Annotated in this window: 17 protein-coding genes; 10 read left to right on the top strand and 7 right to left on the bottom strand. The window is 61.2% G+C overall.

What is annotated here, in order from left to right; translation table 11 throughout:
* Window positions 1-57: 57 nt before the first annotated feature.
* Window positions 58-2,007 (top strand): acetate--CoA ligase, encoded by a 1,950-nt coding sequence (acs, locus tag KUV45_RS12485; protein ID WP_222161675.1) that lies wholly within the window; start codon window positions 58-60, stop codon window positions 2,005-2,007.
* 258 nt (window positions 2,008-2,265) lie between these two features.
* Window positions 2,266-2,928: a response regulator transcription factor gene (locus KUV45_RS12490; protein ID WP_206939996.1), complete on the top strand. Its 663-nt coding sequence runs from the start codon at window positions 2,266-2,268 to the stop codon at window positions 2,926-2,928.
* Between the two features lie 128 nt (window positions 2,929-3,056).
* On the opposite strand, the gene KUV45_RS12495 is transcribed toward KUV45_RS12490, so the two are convergent.
* On the bottom strand, window positions 3,057-4,022 hold the full coding sequence (locus tag KUV45_RS12495) for a LysR family transcriptional regulator (RefSeq protein WP_206939994.1): 966 nt from the start codon (window positions 4,020-4,022) through the stop codon (window positions 3,057-3,059).
* 231 nt (window positions 4,023-4,253) lie between these two features.
* Between KUV45_RS12495 and KUV45_RS12500 the strand changes: the two genes are divergently transcribed.
* Both KUV45_RS12500 and KUV45_RS12505 read left to right on the top strand, forming a co-directional pair.
* A complete protein-coding gene (locus KUV45_RS12500; protein ID WP_222161676.1) occupies window positions 4,254-5,753 on the top strand; it encodes a CoA-acylating methylmalonate-semialdehyde dehydrogenase in 1,500 nt (499 codons plus the stop codon).
* A gap of 184 nt (window positions 5,754-5,937) precedes the next feature.
* Window positions 5,938-6,624, top strand: coding sequence for a peroxidase-related enzyme (locus KUV45_RS12505; protein WP_222161677.1), 687 nt, complete (start codon window positions 5,938-5,940; stop codon window positions 6,622-6,624).
* Window positions 6,625-6,720: 96 nt separating this feature from the next.
* Here the strand turns inward: KUV45_RS12505 and KUV45_RS12510 are convergent, their stop codons facing one another.
* From KUV45_RS12510 to KUV45_RS12525, 4 genes are all read right to left on the bottom strand, one after another.
* Entirely contained in the window at window positions 6,721-7,392 is a 672-nt protein-coding gene (locus tag KUV45_RS12510) for a hypothetical protein (RefSeq protein WP_222161678.1), read from the bottom strand.
* Between the two features lie 353 nt (window positions 7,393-7,745).
* Window positions 7,746-8,891 carry a GGDEF domain-containing protein gene (locus KUV45_RS12515; protein WP_222161679.1) on the bottom strand — a complete coding sequence of 382 codons (1,146 nt, stop codon included), beginning with the start codon at window positions 8,889-8,891 and terminating at the stop codon, window positions 7,746-7,748.
* Window positions 8,892-9,226: 335 nt separating this feature from the next.
* Window positions 9,227-9,895 carry a hypothetical protein gene (locus tag KUV45_RS12520; RefSeq protein WP_206939982.1) on the bottom strand — a complete coding sequence of 223 codons (669 nt, stop codon included), beginning with the start codon at window positions 9,893-9,895 and terminating at the stop codon, window positions 9,227-9,229.
* A gap of 325 nt (window positions 9,896-10,220) precedes the next feature.
* Window positions 10,221-10,508: an XRE family transcriptional regulator gene (locus KUV45_RS12525; protein WP_206939980.1), complete on the bottom strand. Its 288-nt coding sequence runs from the start codon at window positions 10,506-10,508 to the stop codon at window positions 10,221-10,223.
* A gap of 357 nt (window positions 10,509-10,865) precedes the next feature.
* On the opposite strand from KUV45_RS12525, the gene KUV45_RS12530 reads away from it, so the two are divergent.
* From KUV45_RS12530 to KUV45_RS12545, 4 genes are all read left to right on the top strand, one after another.
* On the top strand, window positions 10,866-12,299 hold the full coding sequence (locus KUV45_RS12530) for an APC family permease (protein ID WP_222161680.1): 1,434 nt from the start codon (window positions 10,866-10,868) through the stop codon (window positions 12,297-12,299).
* A 291-nt stretch (window positions 12,300-12,590) separates the two neighbouring features.
* Window positions 12,591-13,553 carry a TAXI family TRAP transporter solute-binding subunit gene (locus KUV45_RS12535; protein WP_206939977.1) on the top strand — a complete coding sequence of 321 codons (963 nt, stop codon included), beginning with the start codon at window positions 12,591-12,593 and terminating at the stop codon, window positions 13,551-13,553.
* 32 nt (window positions 13,554-13,585) lie between these two features.
* On the top strand, window positions 13,586-14,164 hold the full coding sequence (locus KUV45_RS12540; RefSeq protein WP_222161681.1) for a DUF1850 domain-containing protein: 579 nt from the start codon (window positions 13,586-13,588) through the stop codon (window positions 14,162-14,164).
* 159 nt (window positions 14,165-14,323) lie between these two features.
* Window positions 14,324-16,327 (top strand): TRAP transporter permease, encoded by a 2,004-nt coding sequence (locus tag KUV45_RS12545; RefSeq protein WP_222161682.1) that lies wholly within the window; start codon window positions 14,324-14,326, stop codon window positions 16,325-16,327.
* 142 nt (window positions 16,328-16,469) lie between these two features.
* On the opposite strand, the gene KUV45_RS12550 is transcribed toward KUV45_RS12545, so the two are convergent.
* Window positions 16,470-17,180, bottom strand: a complete 711-nt coding sequence (locus KUV45_RS12550; RefSeq protein WP_222161683.1) for a YbaY family lipoprotein — start codon at window positions 17,178-17,180, stop codon at window positions 16,470-16,472.
* 234 nt (window positions 17,181-17,414) lie between these two features.
* On the opposite strand from KUV45_RS12550, the gene purE reads away from it, so the two are divergent.
* Both purE and KUV45_RS12560 read left to right on the top strand, forming a co-directional pair.
* Window positions 17,415-17,936, top strand: a complete 522-nt coding sequence (gene purE / locus KUV45_RS12555; RefSeq protein WP_206939969.1) for a 5-(carboxyamino)imidazole ribonucleotide mutase — start codon at window positions 17,415-17,417, stop codon at window positions 17,934-17,936.
* Window positions 17,937-17,991: 55 nt separating this feature from the next.
* On the top strand, window positions 17,992-19,107 hold the full coding sequence (locus tag KUV45_RS12560; RefSeq protein WP_222161684.1) for a 5-(carboxyamino)imidazole ribonucleotide synthase: 1,116 nt from the start codon (window positions 17,992-17,994) through the stop codon (window positions 19,105-19,107).
* Between the two features lie 130 nt (window positions 19,108-19,237).
* Here KUV45_RS12560 and KUV45_RS12565 read toward each other — a convergent pair whose 3' ends face one another.
* Window positions 19,238-20,260, bottom strand: a complete 1,023-nt coding sequence (locus tag KUV45_RS12565; RefSeq protein ID WP_222161685.1) for a YeiH family protein — start codon at window positions 20,258-20,260, stop codon at window positions 19,238-19,240.
* Between the last annotated feature and the right edge of the window lie 18 nt (window positions 20,261-20,278).

The raw sequence follows: 20,278 nt of genomic DNA on the forward strand, positions 1-20,278 counted from the left end.
CACGCCTCTGTTGGCGGCTGGCTCTCCACTTCAATGGGTATCCAAGGACAGAGCACCATGAGCGATCACAAGCACGTCTATCCGGTCTCCGATACGTTCGCCAAGACCGCCTGGGCCGACAAGGCCACCTATGACAAGCTCTATCGGCAGTCGGTGGAAGACCCTGAAGCTTTCTGGAAAGAGCAGGCCGCTCGCCTCGACTGGATCAAAGCCCCCAACACCATCAAGTCGGTCTCCTACGCCAGTGACAATGTGGATATCCGCTGGTTCGAGGACGGCACCCTGAATGTCGCCGCCAACTGCCTGGACCGTCACCTCGAGACCCGTGGCGACAAGCCGGCCATCATCTGGGAAGGTGACGATCCCGGCGAGTCGTCGGTCATCACCTACCGCGAGCTGTACGAGCGTACCTGTCAGTTGGCCAACGGATTGAAATCGCTTGGCGTTGGCAAGGGTGACACGGTGACGCTCTACATGCCGATGATTCCCGAGGCCGCCATGGCCATGCTGGCCTGTGCGCGTATTGGCGCGGTGCACTCGGTCGTGTTCGGCGGTTTCTCCCCTGATGCGCTGGCACAGCGGGTCAAGGACGCTGCTTCTCGCATCATCATCACGGCGGATGAGTCGGTTCGTGGTGGCAAGCACGTGCCGCTGAAGGACAACGTGGATGCGGCGCTGACTCGCGATGGCACCGATGTGGCGGAGAAGGTGCTGGTGGTCAAGCGCACCGGTGGGGATATCGAGTGGCACCAGGATCGTGATGTCTGGTACCACGACCTGGTGGCAGGACAGGACACTGACTGCCCCGCGGAAGAGATGGGCGCTGAAGACCCGCTGTTCATCCTGTATACCTCTGGCTCTACCGGGACCCCCAAGGGGCTCAAGCACACCACCGGTGGCTACCTGACCTACGCCAGCCTGACCCATCAGTACGTGTTCGATTATCACGAGGACGAGGTCTACTGGTGTACCGCGGACGTGGGCTGGGTCACCGGACACAGTTATATCGTCTACGGGCCCTTGGCCAATGGCGCCGTTACCCTGATGTTTGAAGGGGTGCCCAGCTACCCCACTCATGGCCGTATGGGCGAGATTGTCGACAAGCACCAGGTCAACATTCTCTATACCGCCCCCACGGCAGTGCGCGCCCTGATGGCCCATGGTGACCATGTCATGGACTCCAGCTCGCGCAGCAGCCTGCGTCTGCTGGGGTCTGTCGGGGAGCCGATAAATCCGGAAGCCTGGGAGTGGTTCCACCGAGTCATCGGCAACGGCCAGTGCCCAATCGTGGACACCTGGTGGCAGACCGAGACCGGCGGCATCATGATTACCCCGCTCCCCGGTGCCATCGCACAGAAGCCGGGTTCGGCGACATTGCCTTTCTTCGGGGTGCAGCCCGCACTGGTGGACAACGAAGGCAAGCGGCTTGACGGCGCTACCGAGGGCAACCTGGTCATCCTCGATTCCTGGCCGGGGCAGGCACGTTCCATCTGGAACAACCATGAGCGCTTCGTGCAGACCTATTTCTCGACCTATGAAGGAACCTACTTCACCGGCGATGGCTGTCGTCGCGACGAGGACGGCTATTACTGGATTACCGGCCGGGTAGATGATGTGCTCAACGTGTCGGGTCACCGCATGGGGACGGCTGAGATCGAGTCATCGCTGGTGGCTCACTCCGCCGTCGCGGAGGCCGCGGTGGTGGGCTTCCCGCACGATATCAAGGGGCAGGGCATCTATATCTACGTGACCCTTAACGATGAGGCGGAGCCCAGCGATGAACTGCGCAAGGAATTGACCCAGTGGGTGCGCAAGGACATCGGCCCCATCGCATCGCCTGACCATATCCAGTGGGCGCCGGGGCTTCCCAAGACGCGCTCTGGCAAGATCATGCGGCGTATCTTGCGCAAGATCGCGGCCAACGAATGCGATGGACTGGGTGATACCAGCACGCTGGCCGATCCCACGGTGGTGGAAGACCTGATCGAGCACCGCGCCATCAAGTAACAGCGGGTTGGCAGACGCTCGACATGGCATGAATCATGCCGAAACGCCGGTGGCGGCGATGCCCGCCACCGGCGTCTTTTCGTCTGGAGTGCACCGAATGGTGCGGACTTGATGGGCATCTTGTGGCTGACGTTGATGAAGGGAGTGCAAGGGTGCTTGGGAAAGCCGGTGGCCATGGGGTAACATGCTGGTCAAACAAGCGTCTTGCGTTGTGGCGTCAGGGCCTGACACGCCGCAGCGGAATCCGGAGGAGAATCCATGGCCTTTGCCCAGAAATTCATCGTTGCCGATGATCATCCGCTGTTCCGTGCTGCCTTGACGCAGGCGCTGCGCCAATTGGCACCTCAGGCCGAGATCATTGAAGCGGATACCATGGAAGCCACTTCCGACGTAGTGATCCGGCATCCTGATGCCGATCTGATTCTGCTCGACCTGCACATGCCTGGCGCTCACGGCTTCTCTGGGCTGATCCAGTTGCGTGGACAGACCCCGGACGTGCCGGTGGCGGTAGTGTCCGGCAGTGATGAGCTGCACGTGGTTCGTCGAGCCATAGACTACGGTGCGTCCGGCTTCATTCCCAAGTCTTCTTCGCTGGCGTTGATTGCTGAAGCCGTGGGGGAGATTCTCGATGGTGAGGTGTGGCTGCCGGAAGACATGGCGGACGCCCTCGGTGAAGCCGATGAAGAAGAAGCCCGTTTCGCTGAGGCGATCGCCTCGCTGACCCCCCAGCAGTTTCGCGTGCTGAACATGCTGACGGAAGGGCTTCTCAACAAGCAGATTGCCTACGAGTTGAATGTGTCTGAGGCGACCATCAAAGCCCACGTCACGGCGATTCTGCGCAAGCTTGGGGTGCATTCACGCACCCAGGCGGTGATCGCCGCGCAGAAGCTTGAGGTCGAGCCGCCCAAGGTCGAGTCCTGAACGGACCTGGTCCAGCGCTGCAGAGCAACACAGCAACACCCCGCCATCCGGCGGGGTGTTGTGTTTTGGGGCGCCCGGCGAGGGGCGCCCGACGAGGAGTGCTTAGCGAGGGGGCTCGGCAGGGGGCATCAGGGCGAGGCCTGGTCGCTGCCGGGGTCGTCGTCCGGCATGACCAGCTGCGCCTGCCTTCCCATCAGGAAGTCCTGGTTGAGCGCGAGAGCCTCCCGCAGGTAGTCCCACAGCAAGCGGATGCGCGTCAGCTGCCGCTGTTCCTGCCGCGCGGTGACCCAGAACTGCCTGTCGATCGATACGTCGTGGTCGAGCACTGTCCTCAGCTCGGCGCGCCCGGCAGCCATGAAGCATGGCAGCACGCCAAGACCGGCACCGCTTTCGGTTGCCATCATCTGCGTCGTGACACTGGTGCTGCGTAGTGAAAAGTGGGCCTTGGTGTCCTCGCGACGGTGTGCCAGCAGAGGGTCCAGATAATTGAGCTGCTCACTGAACAGCAAGTCATCCACATAACCGATCAGCGGGTGCTGGCTGAGTTCCGTGCGGTGCAGCGGTGCACCGTGCTGTCGCAGGTAGCGATCCGCGGCGTAAAGCTTCAAGCGGTAATCGCACAGCCGGGATGTGACCAGGCCCTGATTGGCCGGCCGTTCGATGGTGATCGCCAGGTCGGCCTCATGACGGCTCAAGTTGACGACTCTAGGGAGTGCCAGCAGGTCTAGAGTGAGGCCTGGATGTCGGCGACAGAAAGCGCTGAGCAGGGGCGCTATCACCCAGGTGCCAAAGCCCTCGGTGACACCCAGTCGAATCTGTCCTTCCAGCCTCAGGTTGTGGTCGACCAGACCGTCAGTGGCGTCGTCTGCATGGCGTGCCATGAGCTCTGCGTGCACCTTCAATCGCTCGCCGGCTGGTGTAAGACGATAGCCATGAGTACTGCGTTCAAACAGCTGAGTGTTGAGGCGCTGTTCAAACCGGCGCGTTCGACGAGATAGGGTGGAATGATCGACCCCCAGGCGCCGCGCGGCATCGGCCAGGCGAGGGTGTCTGGCCACTTCAAGAAAGACCTGCAGATCCTGCCAGTCGAGCACGTTTGCCTCCCGTCGTCCGCCGACATCGCTTTTGCAAAATTGCACAAGCAATGTGCCCCGCTGAACATTGTTTGGCTATCCGACCTGTGGCTAGACTGACCCTCTTTGCTTGCGTGTGTAGCCTCACGCTGGGCGTTGGTGGATCGTCCTGCACCACGCGAGCCGCTGGTGTTGACAGCGACACGATACGGCAACAACGCGATACGACAACGACAAGAGTAGGAGCACGCCATGACAGTCCGCGATATTCCGATGATCATCGATGGCCAGGCCGTCCCCTCGCAGTCCAGTGAATGGCGCGACGTGACCAACCCGGCCACCCAGGAGGTGGTAGCCAGGGTCCCCTTCTGTACCCTCGAAGAGGTCGACAAGGCGGTCGCCAACGCCCACCAGGCCTTCTCCAGCTGGCGCAAGGTGCCGCTCGGCAAGCGCATGAGGATCATGTTGAAGCTGCAGGCGCTGATCCGCGAACACACCCCTGAGCTTGCGGCCTTGATCAGCGAGGAGCATGGCAAGACGTTGCCCGATGCAGAAGGAGAGGTGGGGCGTGGGCTCGAGGTAGTGGAGCATGCCTGCTCGATTACCTCGTTGCAGCTCGGCGAGGTGGCGGAAAACGCGGCCAGTGAGGTGGATGTCTATACCCTCAACCAGCCCCTTGGCGTGGGCGCCGGGATCACCGCTTTCAACTTCCCCATCATGTTGCCATGCTTCATGTTTCCGCTGGCGATCGCCACGGGCAATACCTTCGTCCTCAAGCCCTCCGAGCAGGATCCCAGCTCGACCATGCGGCTGGTCGAACTGGCCCTTGAAGCCGGTGTCCCGCCTGGCGTGCTGAATGTCGTGCACGGTGGCCCAGATGTGGCCAACCGTCTGTGCGAGCACCCGGATATCAAGGCCATGTCCTTTATCGGCTCGACCCATGTCGGTACCCAGCTCTACCGCCGGGCCAGCGAGTCCGGCAAGCGTGCCCAGGCCATGATGGGGGCCAAGAATCACTGTGTGGTCATGCCCGATGCCAATCGCAGCCAGGCCATCAACAATCTGCTGGGTTCCGCCTTTGGCGCTGCGGGGCAGCGCTGCATGGCGAATTCCGTTGTGGTGCTGGTCGGCCAGGCGCGGGAATGGCTGGACGATATCGTGGAAGGCGCACGCAACATGAGAGTGGGGCCAGGCACCGACCGTCAGGCGGATCTCGGCCCACTGGTGTCTCCGGCGGCCAAGGACCGGGTAGAACGCCTGATTGCCCAGGGTGAGCAGGAAGGCGCCAGGCTGCTGGTCGATGGGCGTGGCTGTCAGGTGGAAGGTTATCCCCAGGGCAACTTTGTGGGGCCTACACTGTTTGCGGGTGTTACCGCCGAGATGGACATCTACCGGGAAGAGATTTTCGGCCCAGTGCTGTGCGTGGTGGAAGTGGACACGCTGGATGAGGCAATCGCCTTCATCAATGCCAATCCTAACGGTAACGGCACCTCGATCTTTACCAACTCGGGATGGGTGGCGCGGCGCTTCGAGACAGATATCGATGTGGGGCAGGTAGGCATCAATGTGCCGATCCCGGTACCGGTCGCCTATTTCAGCTTCACCGGCTCACGGGCATCCAAGCTGGGCGACCTGGGCCCCAACGGCAAGCAGGCGATCAGTTTCTGGACCCAGACCAAGACGGTGACTGCGCGCTGGTTTGAGCCTGAAAATGTCTCCTCTGGCATTAATAGCACGATCTCGCTGAGCTGAGCTGAGCTGAGCTGAACCGAACTGAAGGAAGCCAGAACCCCCGACAATGCCCCGGCCACGGGGTATTGTCGTGTGTAGACAGGTGGGGCGTGTTCGATCAAAGGACAAGAGTGAGAGCGCTTGCTTTACGTTAACGTAAAGTCAGTTTTTTGAGAGCCACCTCACTCAATGCTGGAGTCCGCCCATGTCGTCTCGCTCGTCATCCGTTTCTCCTCCTCTCTCGTCTTCGTTATCTTCTGCCTCATCTTCTTCCTTGTCATCGCCGGTACCGTCGTCCGGTGATCCGTCCCTGAGTCGCTTTCCCATTCCAGCATCTCTTGACGAGCTGCCCGACGATATTCGTGACAGCATTCTTGCCGTTCAAGACAAGGCGGGTTTTATCCCCAATGTGTTCTTGATGTTGGCCCATCGGCCCGCTGAGTTTCGTGCCTTCTTTGCCTATCACGATGCCCTGATGGAGCGGGAGTCAGATACCCTGACCAAGGCCGAAAAGGAGATGATCGTGGTCGCCACCAGCGCGCGTAACCGCTGCCTGTACTGTGTGGTGGCCCATGGCGCCTTGGTAAGGCTCTACAGCAAGGATCCATTGTTGGCAGATCGCGTGGCGATCAATCACCGTAGCGCGGACCTAAGCGAGCGGCATCGTGTGATGCTGGACGCCGCCATTCACTGCGGCATCGACGTAGGAGAGTTGACCGAAGAGTGGATGACGCGACTGGAGGCAGTGGGCTTTACCCAAGACGACATTTGGGACATTGGCGCCATCTGTGCCTTCTTTGGCCTGTCCAATCGACTGGTCACCTTGACCGGCACGCCACCGAATCCAGAGTTCTACCTGATGGGGCGGGTGCCCCGCGAGTCCAACCCTTAGGTTCGCCAGGCAAGCGAGCTCGAGGAAACACGTCATGCCTGCCTGCGCGGACGAGTTGCTGCGTCGCGGGCGTCTGGTGTCGCTTGGCTGGTGACCTCAGCTCAGCAGGGAGAGCAGCGGCTTTTCGGCCAGCTCGATCAGCCATCGTGCAAGCAGCTGGCGCTGGGAACCATGTGCAACCAGGCCCACGGTATCGTCGCTGCCGTTCTCGGCATCGGCGTGTGGCAGGCTGATGGCAAAATCACCCTCCTGCAGGTGGAACTCGTGGATTTCCCGCAAGCCGGCAGGTGTCTCGCAACGTATCGAACGATAGCTGTCGTCTTCTCCATAGATCAGACGATGGCACACCTTGTAGCGCGTATAGAGCGAGAGCCCACCCGCAAAAGCAGGCCATCTGGCGGGGGTGTGGCGAATATCATCGGGAAGGGCAACATCGTCTTCCAGGGCCTGGGAAAGAGACTCTTCCAGGGTGGTGGAAAGCAGCGGGCGCCATGGCATCGCGGGGGAGGCCGTGGCCAAGTCCTCGGGCCGACGGATATCGATATCCTGATAGACCAGCGTATGAGGCTGGCAGTCGCCATTCTGCCAGCCATCGAGCAGTCTCAAGGTCAGTCTGCCCTGCTCAAGAGGGCCGAACAGCAGCGTCTGCAATGCCAGTAACAAGTGCAGCTGGCGCTCGTTGGCCTGATTGTCGAATGCAGTATAGGGCGAGGTGAACAGGCGATGCAGACGGCAGGGCGCGTGTTCCTTGGCTTCGCTGTATGGCATGGCGACATGTCCTCGAGAGCCGGGCGAATAGTGTCATTTGCTTAGCTTAATAAGTTAATCCTGTTTCTTTAAGCATGGCAACGGCTGTCTTGCTGGACGGTCTTGTTGACTGTCTGAGTTACGGCCTTATCTATGGTTGCGCAGACATCTTCGTGGGGTTCCCGGTGCCAGGAAAACATTGCATCAATATCTGCGCCGACGATTCACCGCGTTGCGCTCTCTCGAGTTCAACAGCGATACCGCATAGGCTCCGAACGCTGTGTTTCGGTTGCCTGGCATCGCGTTGTGCTCGGCTGATGTGTTCAGCGCTTGACTAGGGCGTTAGGCCAGATGATCGATCAGCTGCTCGGTGCCTAGCGTTCATCGTTGTGGGCCGTGGTGGGCTGAGCAGCCTGCTTGTCCGTTACTTGCGCGTCGTCAGTGGGGGAGGGCTTGGCGGCCTTATTGCTGCGGCCTCGCTTTCTGGCTTCCTTGTTGCGATACATCATGGCATCTGCCGCACGCAGCAATTCCTCCTCGCGCAGGTACTCGCGGTCGCCAGTCTCGGCCACCCCCAGGCTAATGGAGAAGTCCGGGTACTTGTCCTGAAAGGCCAGTTCGATCTTGCTGCCAATGGTACCCGCACTCTTGACGTCGCAGTCAGGCAGGATGCAGCAGAACTCGTCGCCGCCAAGGCGACAGCAGATGTCGCTGGACCTCACGGTCTCACGCATGATCTGGCCAAAGGTGATCAGTATCTCGTCACCCTTGTGATGGCCATAGGTATCGTTGATCTGCTTGAAGTCATCGATGTCGCAGTAGATCAGGCTGACCAGCGAGTGCCGCCTTTCTGCCATGCGGATTTCGCGACTCAAGGCCTCGCTCATGCCGCGTTGATTGAACAGTCCCGTAAGCGCGTCCTTCTCGGCGTAGGTGGCAAGCTCCTTCGTCTTTTCCTCGAGATTGCGGGCATAGATTTCCATTCGCCGCTTGGCGCTGTGCACTTCATTAAGCAGGGTGTCGATATAGGTATCGAAGACCAGCGTGATATCGAAGTACATCAACTTGTCGAGGTTATCCTTGGCCGAGGTAAGACTGTGTTGGTCTGTCAGGTTCTCGTCGATCACCCGAAACAGGATTTCCTTGAGGGTTCTCATGGCGGCCAGGAACAGCTTGGGTTCCACCCCGATACGCTTGTGTACCAGTCCGATACGCAGCCGGCTGTTGACGTACTCCGCATCGTAGTAACCGGTGAACAGATCAAGCACGTACTGGCGTTGAGCGGAACGCAGCCGCTGAAGGGTTTCCGAGTCGCCGATCAGCAGGCTGATTTCATCGATTTCGGTCTGACGTTCGTAGAACTCTTCGACAATGATTTCGATATGTTCATTAATGATGGGCTTTAGCGCAGCCAGATCAGCCAGACCTGCCTCATCAAGATTCAGGAACTCCTTGCGGCGCTGAATCTCTACCTCGCTGATGTGCATCTGCTCGAGCAGGGATTTGTCGATCGGCCTCATGGCGACTCTCACCGGATTGATGCGCCGCTCGCGGATTGACGAAAATCCCCGGCGCCGACATTAAGAAGACGTGTGTCCTCAACATATATCGCGTTACGGCCGGGCTTGCACCGCATTTTGGCGATTGTGCACGCCATTGACACACGAGGATTCCACGCAGTGCGCAAATGAGTACATGTTGGCTGGCGAGAAGGTCGTCAGCACCAGTGTACAAGGGGGGAAGGGCGTGGCGCCGAGAGGCAGGGGGAGAGATTGGAGGGTGACGCGAAATAGCGGGTGCTACGCGCCCGCGCCGTCATGCCAGGATGACGGCGCAGCCGTATGAGTCGACGTCTTTACTGGATCACTGAGCGGAGCAGGTCGGAGACGTTGCCACCTTGCGCGGGAAGGGCTAAAGCGGCGGCATCAGGGGGAGTGGAGGTCAGTTGGGAGACCTGGAACTTGTCACCGAAACGCAGGATTCCAAGTCCACGCTGTTCCAGTTGGGCGGCCACTGGATCCGGTTGTCCCGTCATGATGCGCTGATAGCGGTCGACCACCTGCAGTAATTCTCGGACCTCGCCGCGCTGGCTGAGTACCAGTGAGTCCTGGCGACGATCGCCGTCACGATTGATCCAGTCGAGGCGGTATACGTCTCCTTCGATACCCGCAACGCTCTCCGTTGAGCCAGTGGGCTCTAGGGCCAGCACCTGCTGAGCCTGATAGCTGCCCAGTTGGGACATGTCCTGTCCGCCGAGCTGCCCGGCAATCGACTGCAGGTCACGGATACCCAGAACCACCGGCTGTCCGCCGAAGTTGGTCACCGCATACCCCTTGCCATCGCGAAGTAGCAAGTAGCCCTTGGCGGCGTGACGAGGGAAGTCCAGGCGAAGCTGGTCTCCTATCCAACGTGCCGTCACTGCGCTATCGGGATCGCCACTGCCGTCTACCAGGGTGGCCTGGCCGTCGGCCAGCACCATGGGGGACATGCACAGAAGGCAGGCTGCCAGAAGGGAACGGCGCATGGGGATTTCCTCTACATAGGGGTAAAGAAGGGGGAAAGAAGCACAAAGGGTGAAGACGCGTGATGCAGAGATACGTGGAAAGTGAGAGTTCGGCAGTCAGCGAAGGTTCCATGGCATCGCCAGAACGGCCTAGCGGCCACGTCAGTGTAGCCCCCGGGCGGTGCCTGCGACGACTGACGCAGCCAAGGGCACAGCGCCTCCTGCTTGGCAACACTGAGCCAGGCGCGATCGGGATACACGGAAGCTGACGTCATCGCCTGCGGGCGACGTCGTCAGCGTGAGCTATTCAGTGATTCGGCTCAGAGGTTCTGTTCCGAGGTTCAGTTCAGTGATTCAGTGATAGGTGGCCATCGTCGATGATTCGGCGGATGGCCTGCAATTCATCGCAGGTGAAGTGCTCCAGCCTTCCAGACAATAGATCACTGATCTTTTGCATGGGTAGGCCTGCGCGGCGGGCGATCTCACGGCTTCCGAGATCGGATACGGCAATCAGCCGTGTGACGATGCGCATCAGTCGTGTGCGCTGTTCCAGGTCCCTGACGTCGAGGTCAGGGCATCGTCGAGGAGGCGGTTCTGAGGCGTCTGCTCGAGACAAGGAATCTGCGGTGCTCATGGTGCTCCAATGGGCGTTTGCGACCCCTACAGCATGCAACCTTTTTTGCTCCCTTGCCAGTCCAAAATCGGCAAACGGCTAGTGTCATTGACGGGGCCGTCAGGGGAAAGCGCAGGGAGGCCCGCTACGCCCGGGTGCACGGGCGAATGGAGGTATGTTGCGCCGATGTAAACTTAGACGAAAGAGGTATCAACCAGTGCTGCTGACGGCAGAGTAGCGCGTGATAGTTTTCTCGCTCGAGGGATACCTTCAACAAGAAAGGCTCTGACATGAGAGCTTTCCCCCCGCCTGACCTGTTCTGACCTGTTGTCCCTTCGCGGGTAGCCAGGGCGGGGGAGTCACAACGAGCGATAGATTATGCAAGCGAACAGCAGTGAAGGAGCACAGCTAAGTCGAGTGCTCGCGCGCAAGGATGTTCTGGCCCTGGCGTTTGGTGCCATGGTGGGCTGGGGCTGGATTGTCCTCACCGGAGGCTTTATCACCTCAGCCGGGAGCCTTGGTGCCATTCTGGCCTTTCTGCTCGGTGGAGCGGTCATCGTGCTAGTGGGCCTGACCTACGCCGAGCTGGCGTCGGCGATGCCACAGGTGGGCGGGGAGCACGTCTACAGCTATCGCGCCATGGGGCACTTCGCCTCATTTTTGTGTACATGGGCCATCGTGCTGGGCTATCTGAGCGTGGTGGCGTTCGAGGCGGTGGCGCTGCCCACCGTCGTCGAACACCTGTTCCCTTCCTATGCGGTCGGGCATCTTTGGACGCTGGCCGGCTGGGACGTCAAGGCGACCTGGGTCGCCGTGGGCATGGCCGGTTCGATCGTCATGATGATCATTAACTACGTCGGCGTGCGCACCGCTGCGCTGGTGCAGAAGCTGGTGACCTTGCTGATCCTGGCGGTGGGCGTGATGTTCATTACTGGCGCCTTGTTCGAGGGCGGCAGCGCCAATCTGACACCGCTGTTCAACACCGAGAGCGGGGTGCTTGGGGGAATCACCATGGTGCTGATCATGGTGCCGTTCCTGTTCGTCGGCTTTGATGTCATCCCCCAGGCTGCGGAGGAGATCGACCTGCCGTTTCGCGATATCGGACGCGTGTTGATGCTGTCCGTGGTGCTGGCCGTGTTCTGGTACGCCTTCATCGTGCTGGGGACCGCGCTGATGCTGTCTCCCGCTGAACTCGAGAACAGCTCCCTCGCGGTACCGGATGCGATGCGGGCGGTGTTCAACACTCCCTGGGCCGCCAATCTGATGGTGCTGGCAGGTATCGCGGGCATCCTGACCAGTTGGAATGCCTTCTATGTGGGAGGCTCCCGGGCCATCTATGCCCTGGCGCATTGCGGCATGTTGCCGGCCTTCCTGGCCAAGCTGCATCCCCGTCATCGGACGCCGGTCAACGCCATTCTGCTGATGGGACTTGTGTCCAGTCTGGCTCCGCTGCTGGGTCGCCAGGCTATGGTCTGGCTGGTCGTGGCGGGCGGACTGGGCATCGTCATTGCCTACCTGTTTGTGTCCATTTCCTTCCTGATACTGCGGCGTAAGGAGCCGGAGCTCGAACGTCCTTTCCGGGTCAAGCATGCCAGGCTGGTGGGCTGGCTGGCGGTCGTGATGTCGCTGGGCCTGATTGCGCTGTACCTGCCCGGCAGTCCTTCGGCGCTGTCTGCGATCGAGTGGGGACTGTTCGCCGGCTGGATGGGACTTGGACTGGGGCTGTATGTGTGGTCCCGCCAGCGCTACGGCACCGACTACAGCGAGCGCCAGATGAAGCGTGAGCTGGCGGTGGCTGGGCAGGACGTCTGAGTCCGCCGCGTCGCCGGCCGATCCATCATGAACCGTTATTCAACGCTAGCGGGTGAGCGGGCGCAGAGCCTCGCGCCCGCAGTCAGGCCGCGGCAGCGGCCTCGTGGGTAGCGTTGACGTCATGAATCAGCAGCGATGCATCTAAGACCTTGTGAGAATTGCAGACAAAGACAAAAAACGTCGAAATGTTGGCATTGGCGAAGTCGCTAGGCACTTGCTAGTTTGCTTAGCGCATCTCGAATCGATCAACAACAACGTCACGATGGTTCCCACGAGGAACGGAGGAAGATCATGCGAGCACTGACATTCGCCCTGACGGCGTCCCTGCTGGTTGCCAGCCACACCGCGGTGGCCCAGAGCCAGCTGTCGATTGCCACTGGCGGCACCGGCGGCACCTATTACCCCTATGGCGGGGGCCTGGCAGAGCTGATCAAGAAGCATGTTGATGGCTATGATGCCGTGGCAGAGGTCACCGGTGCCTCGGTAGAGAATATGGGGCTGGTGTGGCGAGGCGACTCGGACCTTGCCCTGGCGCTGGCGGATACGGTGTACCAGGGTGCGACCGGCACCGGCGATTTCGAGGGGCGCAAGCTCGAGAACATTCGTGCTATCGCGTCGATCTACCCCAACGCGGTGCAGATCGTCACCATGGCGGACTCCGGTATCGACTCGCTGGATGACCTGGAAGGTAAGGTGGTATCGGTGGGCGCCCCGGGTAGCGGTACCGAACTTAACGCTCGTGCCATCCTTGAGGCCAACGGCCTCAGCTATGACGATTTCGACGCACGGCGCCTCAACTTCAACGAAACCGCTGATGCCTTGCGTGACGGCGATATCGATGTCGGCTTCTGGAGTGTCGGTCCGCCCACCAGCTCGATTCTGAATCTGGCGACCACCAGCGACGTGCGCCTGATCGGTCTCAGCGACGAGGAAGTCGCCAACGCCCAGGAAGACGAGCCTGTGTTCGCCGCCTACGAGCTCAAGCAAGGCCTTTATGAAGGCATGGATGCCGCGGTGCAGACCCTGGGCGTACCCAATGTGCTGATTGCCAGCAGCGAGATGGATGACGAGCTGGCCTACCAGATCACCAAGACGTTGTTCGAGCAGACCGATGAACTGATCGCCATTCATCCTGCCGCCAATGACACCACGGTTGAGTTCTCGGTGGAGTCCACGCCCATTGCCTTCCATCCGGGTGCCCTGCGTTACTACGAGGAAGTCGGTGCTGAGGTGCAGGACAAGCAGCGTCCCTGATGGTGATGGGGACACGCTTCACAAGGCGAGCCATGGGGCTCGCCTTGTGCGTGCTATGGCTGGGTGTGGCGCCGATGAACGCAGTGGCTGCGGAGCTGACGTCGAGCTGTGACGATCAACTGACGGTTCGCGATAGTGAGGGCAGGCTGCTGGTGGCAATCCCGATGCCGCCTGGCGCAGGGTGGTGCATGGCCTGGAACCATTCCGTGGAAGGGTTCGAGGTGCTCGACTGCTACCGTCACGTAGAAGGTCAAATGGTGCTGGAGCGCAGCCACCTGCCCGACTTTGCCGCCGGCCTTGACCATGTGCCGGGCCGCGGGCGGCAGGTCAGTGATGGGCAGGGAGGCTACTGGATCAACGATATCGACGAGGCGGTACCGGGTAATCACTACCGGCTGCGGGTCGGCGCCAAGCGCGTTGATCACCGCCTGGTCAGCCGTGGAAAGCCCACGCTGGAAAGGTTGGTCTCGGCGGGACGGTCGTGTGCAGCCGCCTGGGCGGAAGCGTTGCCCGCGCAGGCTACCCCGATCAGCTTAAGCGATATCGCGGCCGGGCGTTTGGTCAGCGTTGGCCTGGAGGGGCGCGGCGTGGATGACCATGGTCCAGGCTAGGCTTGAGCATCCATAAGGCTGGCATGACCAGCCATTGTCTAACGTACATGCAAGGCGAAATTCGCCGATAAGGCAGGGAGCGACCGTCGCTGTTGCGCCATTTGATGGCGCATGGATGACACCAGCATGCCCCTGACTGACACTCCCAGGAAGATAACGATGAGCGAATCGCCAGCTTCTCCCGTGGTGCCTGGCAGCCAGGCCAACCACTCGAAAATCGTACTGTGGCTGATCTCTCTGGTAGCGATCGGCCTGTCACTGTTTCAGCTCTATTCGGCTGGCATCCAGCCGCTCGGCTTGTTCTATCAGCGCAGCATCCACCTGGCGCTGGTCATGATGCTGGCGTTTTTGATGTTCCCCGTGTTTGGCCCGTCCCGAGAGCGAGGCCCGGTGGGAGCGCTCATCGACCTGGTGTTCTTCTGTGGCGCCGTGGTCACCGGCGGTTATATGGCGCTGTATCTTGACGAGATCATCAATCGCGCAGGATTCTGGAGCCAGACCGATATCTGGGTGGGCATCATCGCCACCGTGACCGTGCTGGAGGCCAGTCGGCGAGCGGTGGGGCTTGGCATGACCATCATCGGCATGATCGCCATCCTCTACGCTTTTGCCGGCCCCCGGGGCGAGTTGCCCTGGCTCGGGCAGTTCCTGCCGGGCATCCTGGAACACCGCGGCTACAATCTGGATCGCCTGGTGGGCCAGCTGTACCTAGGTCAGGAAGGCATTTTTGGTCTGCCCATGGGGGTAGCCGCCACCTACATCTTCATCTTTGTTCTGTTTGGTGCCTTTCTCGAGATCACTGGCGCAGGCAAGTTCTTCATCGATCTGGCGTATGCCGCCACCGGGCGCCAGCGCGGTGGGCCCGCCAAGGCTGCAGTGATTGCCTCTGCCGGGATGGGGTCGATCTCAGGGAGTGCCATCGCCAACGTGGTGACCACCGGCGCCTTTACCATTCCTCTGATGAAGCGCCTTGGCTACAAGCCGCATCAGGCGGGGGGTATCGAGGCGGCGGCCTCTACCGGGGGGCAGATCATGCCGCCATTGATGGGGGCTGGGGCATTTCTGATTGCGGAATACACCCGGCTGCCCTACCTCGAGGTGGTCAAGGTCAGCATTCTTCCGGCCTTCATGTACTTTGGCACGGTCTATCTTTTCGTCCACATCATCGCTCTGAAAGAGGGCATGCAAGGCATGGCCAAGGAAGAGCTGCCGCAGATGAGCGACGTGCTCAAGCATGGCTGGCACTTCCTGCTGCCGCTGGCGGTGCTGGTGTGGCTGCTGGTGATGAACATGTCGCCGATGCGGGTCGGCTATTACGCCATCGTCTGCATGCTGGTGGTGGCCGTTTTGCGCTTCGCCGTCTGGTTCTTGTTCGTTGCGCCAAAGGAGGGGCAGCCGGTCAATGCCCAGCGCCTGGCCCTGGCCTGTCGCAATGGCCTGATGAAGCTGCTTGAGGGGCTGGAGCTTGGGGCACGCAACGCGGTGGCGGTGACCATGGCCTGTGCGGTGGCCGGTATCATCGTTGGCGTGGTTGGTTTGACCGGCCTCGGCCTCAAGTTCTCGGCCATGATGCTGGCCTTCTCCAACGGCCACTTGCTGCTGGCGCTGATCATGGTGCTGCTGGCCAGTCTGGTCCTGGGCATGGGCCTGCCGGTAACGGCGAGCTATATCGTGCTGATCGTGCTGGTCGGTCCGGCACTCTCCAATGAGTTTGGCGTACCGCTGCTGATCGCTCACCTGGTGGTGTTCTGGTACTCCCAGGATTCCAACGTGACGCCACCTATTGCACTGGCAGGCTTTGCAGGTGCTGCCATTGCGGGTGCCAAGCCGATGGAGACCAGCTTCCAGTCCTGGAAGTTCGCCAAGGGCCTGTATCTGGTGCCGCTGTTCATGGTCTACAACCCTGAAGTCATTATCGGTGGGCCGGTCTGGCTGTTGATCTGGAAGGGCGTGACGGGCCTGCTGGCGTTGGGTGCCTTTGCGGCGACGCTGGAGGGCTACCTGTTCACCCGGATCCCGCTGTGGCAGCGGCTGCTGCTGTTGCCGGCAATCGTGGGCGTGTTCCTGCCGTCAATGATGTTCGACGTTGCTGGGGCCGCGGTGATGGCGGCGATCATTGGTTTCAACTATTGGGAGTCACGCAGGGTGGCAACGCCCGCCTAGTTGGTCGAGTGACAGGTTTTCCCAGCGTGACGACAGCGCCGTGCCTCAGGGCACGGCGCTGTCGTTGTGTCGTGGCACACGTTGTGTCGTGGCACACGCTGTGTTGTGGAACCGCTAGGCCAGATCCGTACGGGGGCCCGCGTTACTGGGCTTGAGCGCTGTCGCTGCCTTCAGTAGGGGCTGTAGCATCAGGGGCTGTCGCATTGCCGCCGCCGGCGGTCGCTGCCCCCTGGCTGGGTTCCTGCATGCCAGCCGCTTGCTCGGCCACCGCGTCGGCCTGCTCAGCGGCCTGCTTCTCTGCGGCGGTGGGCTCATCACCGCTCGACAGCAAGGCCTCCTGGGCCTGCTGCATGCTTTCACTCTGGGCGTTGCCATCGGCTCCCACCGGGTGGAGCACGATGGACACCGGAGGCTGGTCGGCGTCTGGGCCGACCTCGACCGGGTTGGCTTGGGTGCTGGTCCAGATCAGCTGGCCGTCGTCGCCCCGGATTTCCCCTCGCAGGCTGTGGGTGTGACGTTCGCTGACATCGTCGGCGTCATAGCTCAAAGAGAAATCAGTGGGCGCCTGACGGTCGATCGAGACCGTGGTCTCGGCAATGGTCTTGGCCGGTGCATCGGCCAGGGCCACATCGTTAAGAAGGACCTTCACGTCAGCGCCCTGTGGCAGTGTCTGCCCAGTTTCGGCAAAGCTGACGGTACCCTTGAGGGTCATCTGTGTGGCCTGCTCGGCGCTGGCCTGCTGGCTGGTCTCGGCACTGCCCTGGGAGCTGCTGGCGTTGCTCTGGCTATCGTCGCAACCGGCCAGCGCCAGGCCAGATGTTAAGGCGGCGATAAGCAGCAGGGTCGGTTTCATGGCTCTCTCCTTGGTGAGCGTGTCGTCCTAATAGACGCTGTGACATTGGCGATGACAGAAAAAAGTAGCAGACCAATGCGCAGTCAGAATGAATGTTGCTGTCGCTGGCTGACGACGTCTGTATCGGGAGAGGTATCGCTCCCTCGGCTCTGCTAGACTATGGCGCTTCCCGATTGTTCCCTAGTCGCGGCGATTTCTTTGCTGCGGCACCGTCGTTTCTTCGAGGAGTTGCCGATGTCATCCACCTCCCCAGCGCCCCGGGTCGGCGTGATCATGGGTTCCAAGTCTGACTGGCCTGTCATGGAGCACGCCGTCACCATGCTGGAGCGCTTGGGCGTGAGCTATGAAACCCAGGTCGTCTCCGCTCATCGGACGCCGGACCTGTTGTTCGACTACGCCAAGAGTGCTGCCGAGCGTGGCATCCAGGTCATCATCGCTGGTGCAGGAGGCGCGGCCCACCTGCCGGGCATGGTGGCGTCGCAGACGGCATTGCCGGTGCTGGGTGTTCCGGTTGAATCCAAGGCGTTGAAAGGGCTGGACTCGTTGCTGTCGATCGCCCAGATGCCAGGTGGCGTAGCGGTGGGTACGCTGGCGATCGGCAAGGCTGGCGCGACCAACGCGGGGCTGCTGGCAGCTCAGATCGTCGGGCTTGCCGATAGCGCGGTGCGTGATGCGGTAGAAGCCTTCCGCGCCGAGCAGACGCAGACGGTGCTGGATAACCCTGATCCCCGTCCCCCGGAAGCTCGCCAGGGCTGAGCGTGGTTGGCGCCCCAACCCTTGCACGACCGTCGTAAGAGCATAGGAGCAAGTCATGAAGATTGGTGTTCTCGGGGCCGGACAGCTTGGCCGCATGCTGGCGCTCGCCGGCTACCCGTTGGCCAACCGGTTCCGCTTTCTCGATACCACCGGGAATCCCAGTGCCGGCATCGGTGAGGTGATGATCGACACCGACCAGAAACATATTCAGAGCTTTCTCGAAGATGTCGACCTGGTCACCTATGAGTTCGAGCATCTGCCAGTCTCGCTGGTTCAGGCGATCGAGGCGGAGCGGCCGGTCTATCCGGGCAGCGAAGCGATTCGCGTGTGCCAGAACCGGGCCGAGGAAAAGGCACTGTTTGATCGCCTGGGCATTCCCACTCCCGCCTATCGGTTGGTAGACAGCGCAGAGGCGCTGGAGGCCGCCGCCAAGGAACTGGGGACTCCGGTGGTGGCCAAGTCCATCACCGAGGGCTACGACGGCAAGGGGCAGGCGGTGCTCAAGCAGCCAAGCGACGCTGCAGACGCCTGGTCGCGCATCAGCCACCCGCGGCTGATCGTCGAGTCCTTTGTCGACTTTGTTCGCGAGGTATCGATCATTGCCGTGCGCGGCCGTGATGGACAGGTCGTGTTCTATCCCATGGCCGAGAACGTGCACGTCGACGGCATCCTGCGTTACTCGCTGGCGCCCATGCCCAACCTGGATGACAGTGTTCAGCATACTGCCGATGAGTACATTCGTGCGCTGCTGGACGAGCTGGACTATGTCGGCGTGCTGACGCTGGAGCTGTTTCAGTGTGCCGACGGTAGCCTGTTGGCCAACGAGATGGCGCCACGGGTCCATAACTCCGGTCATTGGACCATGGACGGTGCGGTCACCAGCCAGTTCGAGAACCATTTGCGCGCCATCCAGGGCTTGCCGCTGGGCGATACCAGCGCGCGTGCTCCCACCTGCATGGTCAACGTGATCGGTCGTGAGCCGGACCCGAGCCAGGTGCTGGCCATGCCCGATGCCCATCTGCATCGCTACGACAAGAGCGAACGAGCAGGCCGCAAGCTGGGCCACATCAATCTGGTGGCCGCCGATCATGCGACCTTGCTGGATCGTGTTCGCCAGTGCGCAGCGCTGGTACCCGATGCCCCTGAGGTGCGCTTCAGCTTCGAAGATTGAGCGTAGGTTGCGTGGCAACAAGCACAGCGGGCCCCTTCTGGGGGCCCGCTGTCGTTTGTGCTGCTTGTACTGTTGGTACTTAGCCGCTGGCGGTCAGACGCTTGGCCGCTATCCAGGATGATGGGGCCGCTCACCCCATCAACACGGCGCTGGCCAGGCCACCGCCGACCACCAGCAGCACGAACAGGATCAATGCCAGCAGGAAGGGCTTGATGCCCAGCGCCTTGAGGCGTGATATCCGGGTATTGATGCCCAGCGCCGCCATGGCCATGGTCAGCGCGATCTGACCGCCAAGCACCAGCGCAGCATGGAGCGGAGCCGGTAGGCTGATGACACTGTTGACCCCGACCATGACGATAAAGCCCAGAGCAAACCACGGAATGACCAGCTTGGCTTTCTCGACCTGACCGCCGGCCTGTCCATCCAGCGTGGCGGCGTCTGCTTCGCGGGGCTGGCGTAGCCACCACTGGCCGACGATCAGCAGGAAGGGGACCAGCAGCATGACCCTGACCAGCTTGACAATGACCGCATTGGCCAGCGCGTCCGGGCCGACCGCATCGCCCGCGGCGACGACCTGAGCGACTTCATGAATGGTGGCGCCGATATAGACGCCGAACAACCCTTCCTCCATGCCCAGCCACGGGTACAGCAGGGGATAGGTCAGCATCGCCAGAGAACCGAACAGGACCACGGTGGCCACCGCCATCGACGCAGCGGCGGGCCTGGAGCGGATGGTAGACTCGGTGGCGAGAACTGCCGCCGCCCCGCAGATGGCACTGCCTGCGCTGGTCAGCAGGGTAGTTTCTCGGTCCATGCCGAGGACCCGGGTGCCGATCTGATAGCCGCTCACCAGTACGGCAGTAATCACCAGTGCATCGAGTAACAACACCTTGGGACCGAGTCCTACCACCTGGGCAAAGGTCAACGATAGCCCGAACAGCACGATGCCACCGCGCAGCAGCCAGCGGGTAGCAAAGGCCAGTCCCTTTTGGGAAGACTCCAGGGTACGCCCCAACGGCAGGTTGCCCACGATGATACCCAGCAGCAGGGCGAACACCAGCGGACTGATCCCCGTCTCACTGATGCCTGGCAGGCGGCTGATCACCTGGCCGGCCAGTGTGAGTAGGGCGCACAGTACCAATCCTTGCCACATGATCCTGACCTCCTTTCA

The organism is Halomonas sp. DP3Y7-2 (assembly GCF_019800795.1).
Taxonomy (GTDB): domain Bacteria; phylum Pseudomonadota; class Gammaproteobacteria; order Pseudomonadales; family Halomonadaceae; genus Halomonas; species Halomonas litopenaei_A.

Bases quoted from the DNA above. Each gene is read 5' to 3' on its own strand.
- acs (WP_222161675.1), top strand. From the start codon at position 58: ATGAGCGATCACAAGCACGTCTATCCGGTCTCCGATACGTTCGCCAAG.
- KUV45_RS12490 (WP_206939996.1), top strand. From the start codon at position 2,266: ATGGCCTTTGCCCAGAAATTCATCGTTGCCGATGATCATCCGCTGTTC.
- KUV45_RS12500 (WP_222161676.1), top strand. From the start codon at position 4,254: ATGACAGTCCGCGATATTCCGATGATCATCGATGGCCAGGCCGTCCCC.
- KUV45_RS12505 (WP_222161677.1), top strand. From the start codon at position 5,938: ATGTCGTCTCGCTCGTCATCCGTTTCTCCTCCTCTCTCGTCTTCGTTA.
- KUV45_RS12510 (WP_222161678.1), bottom strand. From the start codon at position 7,392: ATGCCATACAGCGAAGCCAAGGAACACGCGCCCTGCCGTCTGCATCGC.
- KUV45_RS12515 (WP_222161679.1), bottom strand. From the start codon at position 8,891: ATGAGGCCGATCGACAAATCCCTGCTCGAGCAGATGCACATCAGCGAG.
- KUV45_RS12520 (WP_206939982.1), bottom strand. From the start codon at position 9,895: ATGCGCCGTTCCCTTCTGGCAGCCTGCCTTCTGTGCATGTCCCCCATG.
- KUV45_RS12525 (WP_206939980.1), bottom strand. From the start codon at position 10,508: ATGAGCACCGCAGATTCCTTGTCTCGAGCAGACGCCTCAGAACCGCCT.
- KUV45_RS12530 (WP_222161680.1), top strand. From the start codon at position 10,866: ATGCAAGCGAACAGCAGTGAAGGAGCACAGCTAAGTCGAGTGCTCGCG.
- KUV45_RS12535 (WP_206939977.1), top strand. From the start codon at position 12,591: ATGCGAGCACTGACATTCGCCCTGACGGCGTCCCTGCTGGTTGCCAGC.
- KUV45_RS12540 (WP_222161681.1), top strand. From the start codon at position 13,586: ATGGGGCTCGCCTTGTGCGTGCTATGGCTGGGTGTGGCGCCGATGAAC.
- KUV45_RS12545 (WP_222161682.1), top strand. From the start codon at position 14,324: ATGAGCGAATCGCCAGCTTCTCCCGTGGTGCCTGGCAGCCAGGCCAAC.
- KUV45_RS12550 (WP_222161683.1), bottom strand. From the start codon at position 17,180: ATGAAACCGACCCTGCTGCTTATCGCCGCCTTAACATCTGGCCTGGCG.
- purE (WP_206939969.1), top strand. From the start codon at position 17,415: ATGTCATCCACCTCCCCAGCGCCCCGGGTCGGCGTGATCATGGGTTCC.
- KUV45_RS12560 (WP_222161684.1), top strand. From the start codon at position 17,992: ATGAAGATTGGTGTTCTCGGGGCCGGACAGCTTGGCCGCATGCTGGCG.
- KUV45_RS12565 (WP_222161685.1), bottom strand. From the start codon at position 20,260: ATGTGGCAAGGATTGGTACTGTGCGCCCTACTCACACTGGCCGGCCAG.